The organism is Agrobacterium sp. SORGH_AS_0440, from assembly GCF_031453135.1.
GTDB lineage: Bacteria > Pseudomonadota > Alphaproteobacteria > Rhizobiales > Rhizobiaceae > Agrobacterium > Agrobacterium pusense.
Genome location: NZ_JAVIYR010000002.1, coordinates 1,389,681 through 1,404,994, shown reverse-complemented (window position 1 = coordinate 1,404,994; position 15,314 = coordinate 1,389,681). Strand labels below are relative to the sequence as shown.

Genomic DNA, 15,314 nt, shown 5'->3' with positions numbered 1-15,314 from the left:
AGGCGGCGTCAGGCGGCTTCGAGATCGATCTCAATTTCGAAACGCATCTGATCATAAGCCGGTTCAACATGATCAGGCGTTTCCTGCATCACCGTCTCATAATCGAGCGGAATATGCATGTGGGTCAAGATCGCCCTTTTGGGTGCCAGTGTTTCGATCCACCCGAGCGCCTGTTCGAGTGATAGATGGCTGGGGTGATAGCGATATTGCAGGGCGTCGATGATGAGCACCTCAAGTCCGGCGAGTTTCGGCAGGCTTTCGGCCGGAAAATCGCTGACATCGGTGCAATAGGCCACGTCACCAATGCGGAAACCCAAAGAATGGACGTCCCCATGCTGTTGCATATGCACCCCAAAGGCGATTGGTCCTCCTGCTCCATCAATAACAACCGGCGCGTTGATATCGGCAATCAGATAAGGCCGGACAATCGGTGGATAATTGCTGCCCGCCGGCGTCTCGAGACAATAGGCAAAACCATCGCGGATGCGCGCCATGGTAATGGGATCGGCATAGATCGGAACTCGGCTTTTCTGAAGTGCGAAATAGATGCGCAGATCGTCAATGCCATGCAGATGGTCGGCATGAGCATGGGTGTAGAGAACGGCATCGATAGCCTCCACCTTCGCGGCGATCATCTGCTCGCGAAAATCAGGGCCAGTATCGATCACAACGGTCGTTTTGCCGCCATCCGGACCGATCTGTTCCACCATGAAGGCCGCACGCGTGCGCCGGTTCTTCGGATTATCGGGGTCGCAGGCGCCCCAGTCGCCGTTAATGCGCGGCACGCCGGGTGACGAGGCGCATCCGAGAACCGTGAAGCGGCGACGGTAGATTGCCACGCCTACACCCTTGTCATCTTGGAAAAGCAGCGGAAGGCGTTTTCGGTGGTGATCTCGGCCATCCGCTCGAAGGAGATGCCATGCACCTCGGCCAGAACCTCCGCGGTATTGACGACGTAGGAAGGCTCGTTGCGTTTGCCACGCCAGCGCTTCGGCGCAAGATAGGGTGCGTCCGTTTCTACAAGCAGCCGGTCAAGAGGCACGGTTGCAGCGATATCGCGAATATCCTGCGACTTTGGGAAGGTCAGAATGCCCGAGAAAGACACATATCCGCCAAGCTCGACACCCGTTTTTGCGAGCTCGGGACCAGCGGAAAAGCAGTGCAGAATGAACGGAAATGCGCCCTTCCCGCTTTCGGAGCGCAGGATGGCGGCCATGTCGTCATCGGCACTGCGGCTGTGAATGACAAGCGGCAGCTTCGTTCGTCTCGCCGCCTCGATATGGCGAAGAAGGCCGGTCTTCTGGTCTTCGGGCTTCTGCGTGTCGTAGAAGTAATCCAGACCCGCCTCTCCGATCGCTACGATCTTCTCATGACTTTCGGCAAGCTGCACCAGCTCATCGGCGGAGATATCCAGTTCCTCATCGGCATTGTTCGGATGGGTGCCGACCGAGCAAAAGACTGACGGATATTTTTCCGTGATCTTCAACAGCTCCGGCAGACGACGCACCCGGGTCGAGATCGTCACCATCTGGCTCACGCCGGAGGCATGGGCGCGAGCGATGATGTCGTCGCGCTCCGCCTCAAAATCAGGAAAATCCAGATGGCAATGGGTATCGATCAGCATCGTGGTCGCCTTCACGCTTCCGGCGCGACATAACGCGGAAAGACTGGCTTCGGAGCTTCCAGTGGTGTCCCCGGCACCAGACGACCGGCTTCGCCCAACGCCGCGAAGTCGCGCTTGTCGGCTGGCGCCGCAACGAGATCGAGCAGCTTTTCGCAGGAACCCGGCATGATGGGCTGCAGGAGAATGCCGATCTGGCGCACGACTTCCGCCGTGACGTAAAGCACGGTGCCCATCCGCTCAGGGTCGGTCTTTTTCAGCGCCCAAGGCTCCTGAGAGGCGAAATAGCGGTCGGTCTCGGAAACGACGGCAATGATGGCGGCTACCGCGCGGTGGATGAGTTGCTTGCCCATCTCCTCGCGGCAAATGGCAAGCAGACCGTCTGCAGACGCCAGCATCGCCTTGTCTTCGTCGGTGAACGGACCAGGCGTCGGGATCTTGCCGTCGCAATTCTTGACGATCATCGACAGCGAACGGCTGGCGAGATTGCCGATGCCATTGGCAAGATCGGCATTGATGCGGGTGGCAATGCCCTCTTCGCTATAGCTGCCGTCCTGGCCGAAGGAGACTTCGCGCATGAAGAAATAGCGGACCTGATCAAGGCCGAAATGGTTCACCAGATTGGCGGGATCAACGACATTGCCGAGCGACTTCGACATCTTCTCGCCCTTGTTGAGCAGGAAGCCATGTGCATAAACGCGCTTCGGCAGCGGCAGCTTTGCGCTCATCAGGAAGGCTGGCCAGTAGACGGCGTGAAAACGAATGATGTCCTTGCCGATGATATGCACGTCGGCCGGCCAATACTTCGCCCGCGGACCGTTCCTGTCTTCGAGGTAACCCGTTGCGGTGATGTAGTTGGTCAGTGCATCGACCCAGACATACATCACGTGCTTCGGATCATTGGGAACCTTGATGCCCCAGTCGAAGGTGGTGCGGGAAATCGACAGGTCCTTCAGACCGGATTTCACGAAGGAGATGATTTCGTTACGGCGTTCTGCCGGACCGATGAAGTCGGGGTTTTCTTCATAGAGCTTCAGTAGCTTGTCCTGGTACTCGGAGAGCTTGAAGAAATAGCTTTCCTCCTCCACCCATTCCACCGGCGTGCCCTGCGGGCCGTAACGGACGCCATCGGCGCGCACTTCCGTCTCGTCCTCGGCGTAATAGGCCTCGTCACGAACGGAATACCAGCCGGCATAGCTATCCTTGTAGATGTCGCCGCTCTCGGCCATCAGGTTCCAGATATTGCGCGAGGTCTCGTGATGACGTTCTTCCGTCGTGCGGATGAAATCGTCGTTCGAGGCGTTGAGCAGCTTGCCCATCTCGAGAAACTGATTGGAATTTCGCTCCGCGAGTTCTTCCGGCGAAACGCCTTCCGCACGTGCCGTCTGCTGCATCTTCTGGCCGTGTTCGTCGGTGCCCGTCAGGAAGAACACATCCATTCCGTCCAGGCGCTGAAAGCGTGCCATGGCGTCCGTTGCGATCAGTTCATAGGCATGGCCGATATGCGGCTTGCCGTTGGGATAGGAGATCGCGGTGGTGATGTAGAATGGTGTCTTGTCTGTCATGACGGTCTATCGACTTTACGCGCTGTTTTTTGGATAGACCGCTCTTAAACCATTGTTCGCAGCAGCGAAAGAAAAAGCTACCGAATTGGTACACTGATATCAATATTGCCGACTATTCGTCATCCTCGGGCTCGAGCCGAGTATCCATTAATTTCAGCGGGTTGTGGATTCCCGTGTCAATCCCGGGGGTAATGCGGCTTAGAGTGGGCCAATCCGAAAAGGCAACTTCGGTCCTTACGATTTTTCGGCATTAGACGCCCCGGATATCCTCAAGAATGGAAATTACCATCTGTTTCTTGTCGAGATTATAGGCCTGCGCCACGGTGATGCGTTCGGAGAGCGCCGAAGAAAGCCGTGCCAGCCTTTCCGCAGCCGTGATATCGCCCGTCATGGCCGCCGCGCGCGCGCGCGCCATCAGATCTTCCGTCACATGTTCCATGAAAAAACCGAGGACGATGTCGCCATCCTTCTGGGCCAGGATCTCGGCGAGCTTGTGCATCTGTTTGCGGGCGCCCGGCCCGTCGGCATTCATGACTGCGGCAAGGGCCTCGACAATATCGGAGCCGCCGTAGTTCATCAGCTTCAGCGCCTGCGCAACGCTACCCTTGGAGGCGGCAAGCAGGGCATCGCGCTTTTCCTCCGAAAGACTTATGCCGAGATGATCGAGCGCCTGCACCATGGCCGAATCCGAAAGCGGTAGCAGCCTGAGCGGCATGCAGCGTGAGCGGATTGTCGGCAGCAATTTTCCCGGTGCGTGGGAGAGCACGAGAAACATCGCCCTTTTGGGCGGCTCTTCCAGTATTTTCAGGATCGCGTTCGCGGCATTGCGGTTGAGATCGTCGGCGGGATCGATGATGACGATGCGCCAGTTGCCGGTGCCCGAGGTCTGCGAGAAAAAATGCCCTGCCCGTCGCACCTCGTCCACCGTGATGGCAGATTTCACGCGGCCGGTCTTTTCATCCACGGGCCGGGTGAGATGCAGCAGGTTATGCGAGGCGCCGGCGGTGATCTGCCGGCTGACCAGCGACTGCGGATCGGGGTCTGGCAGAAACTCCGGCGCCGACAAAGGATCGGGATGGTTCAGCACATGATTGGCGAAACGGAAAGCGAGCGTCGCCTTGCCGATGCCCTCCGGCCCTTCGATGAGAATGGCATGATGGCCTTTGCCAGAGCGATAGGACTGCGCGAGAAACGCCTCCGCCTCCTCATGGCCAAAAAGCCTCGTGTTCTGCTGCGGCGCGATTGCACCGTCGAGAACGCCCTGGACCTCACTCATGGGCCCTGCCCGCCTCGGTCCCCAGCTGTTCGAGCAAGGGCCCGACGAAGGACATGACATCCTCCGCAACTTTTTCTTCCGGCTGATCGGCATTGACGATGCGGCAGCGACGCGGCTCGGCAAGCGCGATATCGAGATAGGCTTCCCGCCGCTTCTCGTGGGTTTCGATCTCCTCTTTCTCGAAGCGATCGGGCTTCGCGCCTTCATCCGCACGCTTTCTGGCGCGGGCAAGTCCTTTTTCGGCAGCGATATCGAAAATCAGTGTCAGCTCCGGAACGACGCCATCAATCGCGATGCGCTGCAGCGTCTCGATGAAATCCGGCTCCAGATTGCCGGTCGTGCCCTGATAGACGCGGGATGAATCGAGAAACCGGTCGCAGAGCACGATCTCGCCGCGCTCCAGCGCAGGGCGAATGACCTCTTCTACGTGATCGTTGCGCGCTGCGGCGAACAGGATGGCTTCCATCCGGACGCCAAAGGGCTCCGCCGCACCCGAAAGGAGAACATGTCTTACGGCCTCCGCACCCGGCGAACCGCCGGGCTCACGCGTTACGACCACCTTGAAGCCACGATCGCGAAGCGCCTCGGCAAGCGTGCGAATCTGCGTCGATTTGCCGGCGCCTTCGCCGCCTTCGAAGCTGATGAACAATCCGGTCTTTTCGGCCAATGTCACGTCCTGCAAGGAATTCACGTCAATGTTGAAATGCCTGTTTACAGCATCGGACCGAAATGTGTGAAGCGCTTTTCAGAAAAACCGGTGCCTGAACAAAAGCATAGGAGAAATGGCGCGTGCTGAACCGCACTTCACAGCCAGAACAGCAGAAGTTCTTTCAATGCTCCTGCGGCATTCTGGGTGAGCGAACCCTTGTTCACCCGGCTCTTCGTATAGAGCGGCACTTCGCGCAATAGACGCTCGCCCGAGAATATCTTCAGCGTTCCGGCATTCGCCCCGACATCGAGCGGCGCGTTCAGCGGCCAGCGATAGACGATACGTCCGGAGAGGCGTTCCGGATTGTTGACGGGCACCAGGACGCTGACATCGTCCTTCGGAGAAAGGTCGACATAGGAGGCATCGCCGCCATACACGCTGACGGAGCCAACCACTTCATCCTTGCTGAACAGGCGGCGTTTTTCGAAGGCGGTCAGGCCCCAGTCCACCACTCTGCGCGCTTCCTCCTGCCGCGTCTTGTCGTCTGCGATGCCGGCAAGCGCCAGATAGATGCGGCGCCCTTCCCGCTCCGCCGAAACCACGGCGGCAAAACCGCTGCCTTCTGCAAAACCGAGGCCAAGACCGTCTATACCGCTTCCCGGCATCAGCAACGTGTTCTTGTTGCGCTGGAAAATCCGGTTCCATTCGAAGTCCGGCTTCGTAAACAACGAGTAGCGGTCGGGATAGGTGTCATGCAGATGTTGGGCAAGGCGCACCATGTCCTTGGCAGTCGTCTGGTTTCCGGAATCGGGAAGTCCGGTGGAATTGGCAAACGTGCTGCGGTTCATGCCAAGTTCGCCGGCCCTTGCCGTCATGCGCTTGGCAAAGGCAGCGTCCGATCCCGCCATACCTTCGGCGATGATGATGCAGCCGTCATTGGCGTTCTGCACGATGATTCCGGTCAAAAGGTCATTGATGCCAACGGAGGATTTCAGGGCGGCGAACATGGTTGACGTTCGCGATGGGGCCCCGCCCGTGCGCCAGGCATATTCCGAAACGGGATAGACCGTTTCCGACGCCAGCTGTCCTTTCGACAGCGCATCCAGCACCACCTCCACCGTCATCAGCTTGGCAAGTGATGCGGGCGGAAAGGACTGATCCTCATTTTGGGCAAGAAGCACCGTACCGGTTTCGGCATCGATCATATAGGCCTGCTCGGCCTTGGCGATGAAGGGCGCTGTCTGCGATTGCGCCGCGCCTGCGCTCAAAAATGCAAAAGCGGCCGCCGCGACGGCCGACAGATAGGAGCGATGAAAGGTCTTGCGCATGAAACCGCCCAGTGCTGTCTGCCACAACCGGCCACCCGCCATGAGAACGGTGCGGCGGTGTCCTTAATCCGTCAGCGTGACTTCGCCTGCTGACGCTTCACATGGGCGAGGATCGACTCTTCGCTCAAGCCGTCACGATTGACGAGCACGGTGTCGAACACCTTTGCGGTTTTGGATACGGCGGCGGATTCTTCGGAATAGGCCGCTGCATATTTGGAAGACGGCGTGGGCACACGCAGATAATTGCCGCCTGGAGCCGCTGGTTCCCGCAGGAAGTTACCTTCGGGGCGCTCCGCCAGGATCGGGCCGATTTCCGGCAGGATCGCGAATTGTTCGAATGCGGGCTGTACACCGTTGACGAGTGGCATGGCCTGAAGCGCCGCATTCTTCTTGGAACCGACGAGCGCGGTCTGAGCCGAGCCGGCATAATTCGGGTTCGATGTCGGCGCCGGCACGAAATTCGGCGAGGCCGAAGCAACCATCACGCCGGTCGCGATCTGCCCTTCAGGCGCCACGCCCGGCGAACGCGATCCCTTCGGAATATAGGAAGCCATCAGGTAAGGCATGTCGTGGCCATCGAGCGGCGCACGGCCCGCATATTGAACCCGTACATTTGCCGTCCCCGTCGCCTTCATGTCCAGAAGATCTGCCGTCTTGCTGGAAACGTCGATCAGACGGCCCTCGTGGAACGGACCACGGTCGTTGACACGGACGAGCACCGACGCGCCATTATCCATATTGGTGATGCGCGCGTAGCTCGGCAGCGGAAATGTCGGATGTGCGGCAGAAAGATGTTCCTTGTCGTAAACCTCGCCATTGGCCGTGAGGCGTCCATGGAAGGCGGAGCCATACCAGGAAGCAAGGCCAACCTTGTTATAGCCCGGCTCTTCTTTCGGGAAGTAACGGCGGCCCTTGACGGTATAGGCGTTACCCAGCAGCTCGCGTCCGCCACCCTTCGGGATGTTCTTTCCATCGGCAACGCGCGGGCTGGCCTTCACGCCATATTCGGATTCGGAGAAATATTCCTTGCTGCGCTTGGGCTTAGGCTTTGTCTCGGAGGTGGTGGAACACGACGCCGTTGCAGCGCAAAGCACGGAAATTGCAAGCCACTTCACGCCCGACCTGGCGCTGATGCCTGTTTTCTTGACCGTAGAATTCAAATCGTCTGCCCCACGCTGCTATTGGCTCGGAGAACCGCACCCTCACTTGCCTCGATATTGCCCCTGCCATCGAAGCACCTAACAGTCGCTTAATCTTGTGCATAACGTGGCGAAAATGCGAACGACTTTTGCAAATTCGATAAAATTGTAACGAACGTGGTTAATGATTTCTATCTTTTCAGCGCGCCCGCCACGGCGGAATCCGCCCGCCGTCAGTCCTCCCCTCGCAGCCTCGCAAGGAACAAAGCAGCGGTAACCGCGTTTTCTCCGCGCAAACAAACGAGCTTCCGCCGGTTTCGGCTGAGGGAGGAAACATGATAAATTTTATGAAAACCACAGGTCTGGCGATTGGCATCGCCCTGGTATCCTTCGCCGCACCTATGCCAGCCGGCGCTCAGGATATGGAGCTCAGAATCGGCCCGGATGGCGTCCGTCCCGTCATCCGCGACCGTGATCGGGACATGGACCGCCGGGGTCCTCCACGCATGCGTGGCTGCAGCGAACGCGAAGCCCGCGCTGCGGCCCGTGAAGCAGGCCTTCGTGATCCCAAAGTCGTGCGCGTCACTCCGGGCCGCGTTGTTGTCGAAGGCTTCACGCGCCGGGGACCGGACCGGATCACCTTCGCAAATGAACGAGGCTGTCCGGAAATCTGATCCACAACCGCTGCCTGGAACCCGCCGAAAGGCGGGTTTCTTATTCGTACGGAATTTACGCGATGCCCAAACGCTGCGGGAACACGCCTCGTCGCGACATTGCAGGAATGATGTTGCGCTTGATGGCAGATGGGGTGGGATTCGAACCCACGGTACGCTCTCACGCACGCCGGTTTTCAAGACCGGTTCCTTAAACCACTCGGACACCCATCCATGGTGGTGAGGCTTTATAGCGGTTTGAAAAAGGGCGTCAATCCCGCTCCGACAAGCATCGTCTTCCTTCTCTCACAGTGGGCGGATCATTGCCCCGGGGTCGCTGCGGGCGGCAGCAGGGAGCCGTCACCTGAAGGTATCGAAGGGACCTGCTGAGCTGTATCGAACAGCGTAAGGCTCAAAACGATTGCAACAAGCACCAACAAAAGCGCCACAAAGAGGATTCCGGATTTATCCATGCGTCTGCTCATGTCACGTTACGTTAAAGGAGAATATGTGCAATTCGAGGCAAGCAAAGAATAAAGCGAAAGCCTGTCAAGTTGTCTTACAGATCCGTCAAATTCATCGTTCAAAAATCTGCGGATTAAGTGAAATTTGTGCATTGGCGTACTGTTTGGGACGGAAGTGGCCTATCGCGTCCGCACCATTGTCTCTTATATCCCACTCATCGCTCCCGGGCATTGCCCAACTTTCCCCGAGCGATCAACCTGCCCCGCCTCTTTGCGGGGCTTTTTTCTTTTATGGTCATGACATGATGTGCGGCCGGAGGATGGGCGACCTTACGGCGGGCGTCTCGCTCAAACGCCGATGCTGGGCCCGCCATGGCCGTGCCGGCCTTCCCCCCGGAGAATGTCCTCGAAGAGGTTCAGCAGCGCCGGCGGCAAGGTATCGGACAACTCGGCGATGATTTCGTTGGCGCGGTTATAGGAATAGATCGCGCAGAGCGTGAGCACCAGCAGAACGATCCAGGGCCAGATTGGTTTGCGCCTTTGCGGCGCTCCGTTGGGCTGTTGCGGTAAAGTCATGCCGGCACCTTCCGTTCAGGCCTTGACGCGCGGCTCGCCTCCCGGCGCATAGGCGGTTTTCTGCAGGAAGCGGAATATGTTGCCGCATTGGGCGCAGCGGATCATGAAGTCGGTTGGGTCGCCCGAAGGGCGTTCTGCGCGAAATCCCCGGGGCATTTCGTCAATGCGGAAATCAACGTCCCGGCGGGTTTTGTCATCCGACTCGGACGCCTCGGCAAAACCCTGATGGCCACATTTGGAACATTCGAGTTTCCGGGAATATCTGTCACGCGCTGCCATATGCCGTCCTTTGCTTGCGCTTATCAGGTAGCAGCGGCAAAACATCATTTCAATGGCGATCGCCGCGGGTTAAAGCTTTGCCTATTATTTCCGCGCCGAAAACCCGGCGGACAGAACGAGTTTGAAAGCTCATGCATAGCGACACAGGCTTCCTTTCCTCTTCTCTCATAAGACGCGTCATCGTCATATGCGGAGCCCTTGCCGCCCTTCTCACTGCGCTCAATTTCGGCATGAAATGGTATGGCGACAGAATTATTCAGGCGGGACACACCACGTCGACCGACGAAGTGGAGATCACCATCGGCAACGACCGGCTGAAACTCGCAAAAAACACCCTTCGGAATCCGTCTGATCGTGACAGTGGTGCACATGAGCGCGCCGACCTCTACCTCACCTGGCCCGACCTTGCGGGGTATCGAGATTCGAATCGTGCCCTTTTCGACGATCCGAAAAATGCAGTCGGGCTGATTTTCGTTCAGCTGTCGCAAAGCACCATGTCGCAGGACATGTCAGGACGTTTCGAGCCGATTTATACCAGACTTATAGAAGGTGAGCCGACGCCCCTGAAGCACGGTCTGCTGCTCCATCGGCTGCGCGCTGATTCCGGTTATGGCAAGGAAGTCATATTGACCGGCCGACGCGACGGCGAAAGCGTCTATGTGGTGCGCTGCCTGCTGCCGCAGACGCCTCAGGAAACAACGGGTAGCGATTGTCAGAGAGATATCCACGTCGGCCAGGACCTGAGCCTGTTCTACCGATTCTCGGCCAACCTGCTGCCGCAATGGCAGGCGCTAGACGCAGCCGTGACGCGCTATGTCGAGAAACGCCTCGTAAAAGACGAAAACCCGTGACACGGCACGAGACAGATCGCGTGTGAAAAGTCGCATTTTATGGAAGGCGGATACCTTTCATAAACCACTTGGTAACGCCATCCCGATAAAGTTTCTACCCGGAGCATTCGGGCGGGGCGTGTCCGAGCGGAACATAAATATGCGATTGAAGAGTTCAGCAGTGTTGAAAAGTCTATCTTGGGCACATTCGCGCAAAGCGGGTACAGGGTCTTTTGTAAGGTTTGTGGCGTTGACACTTGCGGCGGCGTTCATAACCGCAACATCCGTCCAGACCGCAAAGGCCGATCCGAAATATGCGGGCATCGTCATCGATGCGAAGACCGGCAAGGTGCTTTACGGCGAGGATCCCGACGGGCTGCGTTACCCGGCTTCGCTCACAAAGATGATGACGCTTTATCTGACGTTCGAAGCCCTCAGTGCCGGACGTATCTCTCTTGATTCCAAGGTGCCGGTTTCGGCGAATGCAGCCAAGGAGCCGCCGTCCAAACTCGGTGTGCGCGCTGGCGGCAGCATTACGGTCGAGCAGGCGATCCTTGCTCTCGTTACCCGGTCGGCCAACGACATGGCGACGGCGCTCGGCGAATATCTCGGCGGCTCAGAAGACCGTTTCGCCAGAATGATGACCGCAAAGGCCCGTGCCCTGGGCATGACGCGCACGACCTACCGCAATGCCAACGGGCTGCCCAATACAGCCCAGATGACCACGGCGCGCGACCAAGCCCGCCTCGGCATCGCGCTTCGCCAGCATTTTCCGCAATATTACGGTTACTTCTCCACCCGCACCTTTAATTTCGGCAAGCAGGTAATCGGCAATCACAATCGCCTCGTCGGAACCGTGAAGGGCGTCGACGGTATCAAGACCGGTTACACGCGTGCAGCCGGCAGCAATCTTGCCACCTCCGCGCAGCTCGACGGGCGCTCCATTGTCGCCGTCGTCCTCGGCGGTCGCTCCAGCGCCGCCCGTGACGCCACCATGCGCAAACTGGTTGCAACCTATCTGCCGCAGGCGTCGCGTGGCGGCAACAGCAACCTGATTGCACAGACGCGTTCCGCCCCGGTCGAAGAGCCGGTCGCTGTGGCCGCCGCCGTTCCCTCTGTCGCCGTCGCCGCGACGGATGCCGGCCTGCCCAATGCCGGACCCGTTCCGCAGACGCGTTACGAGGAAGCGCCGGTTACCGCCTTTGCTGGATCTTCTTCCAATGCAGCCGTCAAGGCAATGGAAGCGGCTACCTGGCAGAAGGGTAAAGACCCCATCCGTCAGGCGCCCTCCGCGCCCGATCGCAAGCTGATAACCAATTCCACCAAGGTCGATAATATCGTCACGGCTTCCACCTCGGCTTCCGCAGCCTCCGCACCTTCCGTTGCGGCAAGGTCTGACGCGCCGCAGGGCGGCTGGGTCATCCAGATTGGCGCATCGCCGGACGAAAATTCCGCGCGCGGCCTGCTGCAGAGCGCCCAGGAAAAAGGTGGTGCGGCGCTTCGTTCAGCCAAGCCCTTCACAGTGGCCTACAGCAAGGATGGCTCCCAGATATACCGCGCCCGTTTCGGCGGCTTCGATGGCCAGAACGCCGCGGTGAATGCATGCAATGCATTGAAAAAGAAAGGCGTCAGCTGCTGGGCATCCCTTCAGTGAAGACGTTCCCGCAGGCGGTGCTCTCTGTTTCGAACATCGCCTGTCTCCTCGAATTGTGTAATGAGTAGCGAGGCTTTCCAAGATGGCAGTCAACGAGAATTATTCGGACATTGCGTCTGGCAACGGGCATGGCAGCCTGTCGGTTCTGCATCCCATTCATGAGGCGGCGATGCGTATCGCCGATCTTGGTCTCAACCGTTCCAAGGCAAAAACGCGTGATCTCGTGGCGTTGCTGCTCTCGCATGGCGCCCGTGCCTGGCGCGCCAACCAGCCGGAAGCCAGCATTCACCTGCACGTCGCCCGTCGGTCGGGGCGCTCACCGGTTCATATACGTATTCGCTGAGAGACCGCACGAGACGGAAACCCAAAGAAAAACCCCGCGGCGCACAGGCACCGCGGGTTTTTTGTTGATCCTGATGTGAAAAACGAGGCGGCTTACGCCTCGCTTTCCGGTGCCTCCGGCGTGGTTGGCAGATTGTCATCCGCCTCCTCGCCATTGCCATTTTCAGTCTCGTCGTCGCCTTCAGGCTCGTTGATGCGCTCCACGGAAACCACCTTCTCATCCTTCGCGGTCGAGAAGATTGTCACACCCTTGGTCGCGCGGCTGGCGATGCGGATGCCGTTGACAGGCACACGGATGAGCTGTCCGCCATCGGAAACCAGCATGATCTGGTCGCCTTCTTCCACCGGGAAGGCCGCGACAAGTTCACCGATCTCCGACGTCTTCGCGGTATCGGTGGCGCGGATGCCCTTGCCGCCGCGGCCTGAAGTGCGGAAATCGTAAGAGGATGAACGCTTGCCGAAGCCCTTCACGGAAACCGTCAGCACGAATTCTTCGCGCGCCTTCAGTTCCTGGTAGCGCTCCTCACTGAGTTCGCCCTCTTCCGTTACTTCCTCACCGACGAGCGCGATATCGTCCTCATCCACGCCTGCGGCACGCCGTTCGGCAGCCGAGCGCTTGAGGTAAGCCGCACGCTCCCACGGCTCCGCTTCCACATGGCCCACAATGGTCATGGAGATGATGCGGTCGCCTTCGGCCAGGTTGATGCCGCGCACGCCGACGGAATTGCGGCCGGCAAAGACGCGTACATCGTCCACGGGGAAGCGGATGCACTGGCCGAGCGCGGTCGTCAGCAGCACATCGTCGCGGTCCGTACAGGTTTCGACGGAGAGGATTTCATCGCCCTCCTCGTCCAGCTTCATGGCGATCTTGCCGTTGCGGTTGACCTGTACGAAATCGCCGAGCTTGTTGCGGCGAACCGTGCCGCGCGTCGTCGAGAACATCACGTCAAGCGTTTCCCAGGTCGTTTCGTCCTCGGGCAACGGCATGATGGTGGTGATGCGCTCGCCGGGTTCCAGCGGCAACATGTTGATAAGGGCCTTGCCCTTGGACTGCGGCGTGCCGATCGGCAGACGCCAGACCTTTTCCTTGTAGACGATGCCACGCGAGGAGAAGAACAGGACCGGCGTGTGGGTGTTGGCGACGAACAGACGGTTGACGAAATCCTCATCGCGCGTTGCCATGCCGGAGCGACCCTTGCCGCCGCGACGCTGTGCACGATACGTCGTCAGCGGCACGCGCTTGATGTAACCGAGATGCGAAACGGTCACGACCATGTCTTCGCGGGCGATGAGGTCTTCATCGTCCATATCGGGACCGCCCTCGACAATCTCGGAGCGACGCGGCGTACCGAATTCGTCGCGGACGGCGGAAAGCTCGTCCTTGACGATCTGCATGATGCGCAGGCGCGATGACAGGATTTCCAGATATTCGCTGATCTCAGCGCCGATCTTGTTCAGCTCGTCGCCAATTTCATCCCGGCCGAGCGCCGTAAGGCGCGCAAGACGCAATTCGAGAATGGCGCGGGCCTGTTCCTCGGAAAGGTTGTAAGTCCCGTCTTCGTTGATGCGGTGGCGCGGATCATCGATGAGGCGGATCAGGCTTTCCACATCCTGTGCAGGCCAGCGACGCGTCATCAGTTCTTCTCGGGCCGAAGCCGGATCGGGAGCATGCCGAATGACGCGGATGACCTCATCGATATTGGCGACGGAAATCGCCAGACCGACCAACACATGCGCCCGCTCGCGCGCCTTGCGCAGCAGATATTTCGTGCGACGGCTGACGACATCTTCGCGGAAGGACACGAAAGCACGCAACATGTCGAGCAGCGTCATCTGCTCGGGCTTGCCGCCGTTCAGCGCCACCATGTTGCAGCCAAACGAGGTCTGCAGCGGTGTGTAGCGGTAAAGCTGGTTCAGGATGACGTCTGCATTGGCGTCGCGCTTCAATTCGATGACGACGCGATAACCTTGGCGGTCGGATTCGTCGCGCAGGTCGGAAATGCCCTCGATGCGCTTTTCCTTGACCAGTTCAGCCATTTTTTCGATCATCGACGCCTTGTTCACCTGATAGGGAACTTCGGTGATGATGATCTGCTCGCGGTCGCCACGCATCGGCTCGATTGTCGCGCGGCCACGCATGATGACCGATCCGCGGCCCGTTTCGTAAGCCGAGCGGATGCCGGAACGGCCCATGATCAGCGCACCGGTCGGGAAATCAGGGCCCGGAATGATCTGCATCAGTTCCGGCAGCTCGATCGCCGGATTGTCGATCAGGGCGATACAGCCATCGATAACCTCTGACAGGTTATGCGGCGGGATGTTCGTGGCCATGCCGACCGCGATGCCGCCTGCCCCGTTGACCAGCAGGTTCGGGAACTTGGCCGGAATGACGACCGGCTCCTGCAAGGTGCCGTCATAGTTGTCACGGAAGTCGACCGTTTCCTTGTCGAGATCGTCAAGCAGCGAATGCGCGGCCTTATCCAGACGGCATTCGGTATAACGTTCAGCGGCCGGCGGATCACCGTCGATGGAGCCGAAGTTGCCCTGGCCGTCGATCAGCGGCAGGCGGAGCGACCAGTCCTGCGCCATACGCGCCAGCGCGTCATAGATTGCCGAGTTGCCGTGCGGATGGAATTTACCCATCACGTCCCCGGTTACGCGGGCGCATTTGACGTATTTCTTGTTCCAGTCGATGCCGAGTTCGGACATGCCGTACAGAATACGGCGATGAACCGGCTTCAGGCCGTCTCGCACATCGGGAAGCGCGCGGGACACGATAACGCTCATGGCGTAATCGAGATACGACCGCTGCATTTCCTCCATGATGGAAATCGGTTCAATGCCTGGCGGAAGCTTTCCGCCGCCGGGGGGGCTCTGGTCAGTCAAAACGGATCACATTCTCTGTTAAGAATCGGATGGATTTTTATAGCGGAAACAG

14 protein-coding genes and 1 tRNA gene are annotated in these 15,314 nt (G+C 58.9%); 4 read left to right on the top strand and 11 right to left on the bottom strand.

What is annotated here, in order from left to right:
* Positions 1-8: 8 nt before the first annotated feature.
* The 7 genes from QE453_RS16150 to QE453_RS16120 form a co-directional block, all read right to left on the bottom strand.
* Positions 9-839: an MBL fold metallo-hydrolase gene (locus QE453_RS16150; RefSeq protein ID WP_309777447.1), complete on the bottom strand. Its 831-nt coding sequence runs from the start codon at positions 837-839 to the stop codon at positions 9-11.
* A 2-nt stretch (positions 840-841) separates the two neighbouring features.
* Positions 842-1,624 carry a TatD family hydrolase gene (locus tag QE453_RS16145; RefSeq protein WP_006697457.1) on the bottom strand — a complete coding sequence of 261 codons (783 nt, stop codon included), beginning with the start codon at positions 1,622-1,624 and terminating at the stop codon, positions 842-844.
* An 11-nt stretch (positions 1,625-1,635) separates the two neighbouring features.
* Positions 1,636-3,186 (bottom strand): methionine--tRNA ligase, encoded by a 1,551-nt coding sequence (metG, locus tag QE453_RS16140; RefSeq protein ID WP_006697458.1) that lies wholly within the window; start codon positions 3,184-3,186, stop codon positions 1,636-1,638.
* Positions 3,187-3,436: 250 nt separating this feature from the next.
* Positions 3,437-4,462: a DNA polymerase III subunit delta' gene (locus tag QE453_RS16135; RefSeq protein ID WP_107339683.1), complete on the bottom strand. Its 1,026-nt coding sequence runs from the start codon at positions 4,460-4,462 to the stop codon at positions 3,437-3,439.
* Positions 4,455-5,129: a dTMP kinase gene (tmk, locus tag QE453_RS16130; protein WP_244404986.1), complete on the bottom strand. Its 675-nt coding sequence runs from the start codon at positions 5,127-5,129 to the stop codon at positions 4,455-4,457. Before tmk ends, QE453_RS16135 begins: the two co-directional genes overlap by 8 nt.
* Before the next feature lie 137 nt (positions 5,130-5,266).
* The gene (locus QE453_RS16125) at positions 5,267-6,439 is read right to left on the bottom strand and encodes a D-alanyl-D-alanine carboxypeptidase family protein (RefSeq protein ID WP_309760354.1); all 1,173 of its coding nucleotides are present in this window, start codon (positions 6,437-6,439) and stop codon (positions 5,267-5,269) included.
* A gap of 71 nt (positions 6,440-6,510) precedes the next feature.
* On the bottom strand, positions 6,511-7,599 hold the full coding sequence (locus QE453_RS16120; protein WP_006697463.1) for a septal ring lytic transglycosylase RlpA family protein: 1,089 nt from the start codon (positions 7,597-7,599) through the stop codon (positions 6,511-6,513).
* A 314-nt stretch (positions 7,600-7,913) separates the two neighbouring features.
* Between QE453_RS16120 and QE453_RS16115 the strand changes: the two genes are divergently transcribed.
* Positions 7,914-8,252, top strand: coding sequence for a hypothetical protein (locus tag QE453_RS16115; protein ID WP_309777441.1), 339 nt, complete (start codon positions 7,914-7,916; stop codon positions 8,250-8,252).
* A 123-nt stretch (positions 8,253-8,375) separates the two neighbouring features.
* On the opposite strand, the gene QE453_RS16110 is transcribed toward QE453_RS16115, so the two are convergent.
* The 3 genes from QE453_RS16110 to QE453_RS16100 form a co-directional block, all read right to left on the bottom strand.
* A tRNA-Ser gene (locus QE453_RS16110) sits at positions 8,376-8,465 on the bottom strand.
* A gap of 578 nt (positions 8,466-9,043) precedes the next feature.
* The gene (locus QE453_RS16105; protein ID WP_037089202.1) at positions 9,044-9,271 is read right to left on the bottom strand and encodes a hypothetical protein; all 228 of its coding nucleotides are present in this window, start codon (positions 9,269-9,271) and stop codon (positions 9,044-9,046) included.
* 15 nt (positions 9,272-9,286) lie between these two features.
* Positions 9,287-9,550 (bottom strand): hypothetical protein, encoded by a 264-nt coding sequence (locus QE453_RS16100; RefSeq protein WP_004441746.1) that lies wholly within the window; start codon positions 9,548-9,550, stop codon positions 9,287-9,289.
* Between the two features lie 131 nt (positions 9,551-9,681).
* Between QE453_RS16100 and QE453_RS16095 the strand changes: the two genes are divergently transcribed.
* From QE453_RS16095 to QE453_RS16085, 3 genes are all read left to right on the top strand, one after another.
* Entirely contained in the window at positions 9,682-10,401 is a 720-nt protein-coding gene (locus QE453_RS16095) for a hypothetical protein (protein WP_004441745.1), read from the top strand.
* A 139-nt stretch (positions 10,402-10,540) separates the two neighbouring features.
* Positions 10,541-12,034 carry a D-alanyl-D-alanine carboxypeptidase gene (locus tag QE453_RS16090; protein WP_081093392.1) on the top strand — a complete coding sequence of 498 codons (1,494 nt, stop codon included), beginning with the start codon at positions 10,541-10,543 and terminating at the stop codon, positions 12,032-12,034.
* An 82-nt stretch (positions 12,035-12,116) separates the two neighbouring features.
* Positions 12,117-12,377: a hypothetical protein gene (locus QE453_RS16085; protein ID WP_004441743.1), complete on the top strand. Its 261-nt coding sequence runs from the start codon at positions 12,117-12,119 to the stop codon at positions 12,375-12,377.
* Between the two features lie 92 nt (positions 12,378-12,469).
* On the opposite strand, the gene gyrA is transcribed toward QE453_RS16085, so the two are convergent.
* Positions 12,470-15,262 carry a DNA gyrase subunit A gene (gene gyrA / locus QE453_RS16080; RefSeq protein ID WP_137068675.1) on the bottom strand — a complete coding sequence of 931 codons (2,793 nt, stop codon included), beginning with the start codon at positions 15,260-15,262 and terminating at the stop codon, positions 12,470-12,472.
* Positions 15,263-15,314 lie beyond the last annotated feature (52 nt).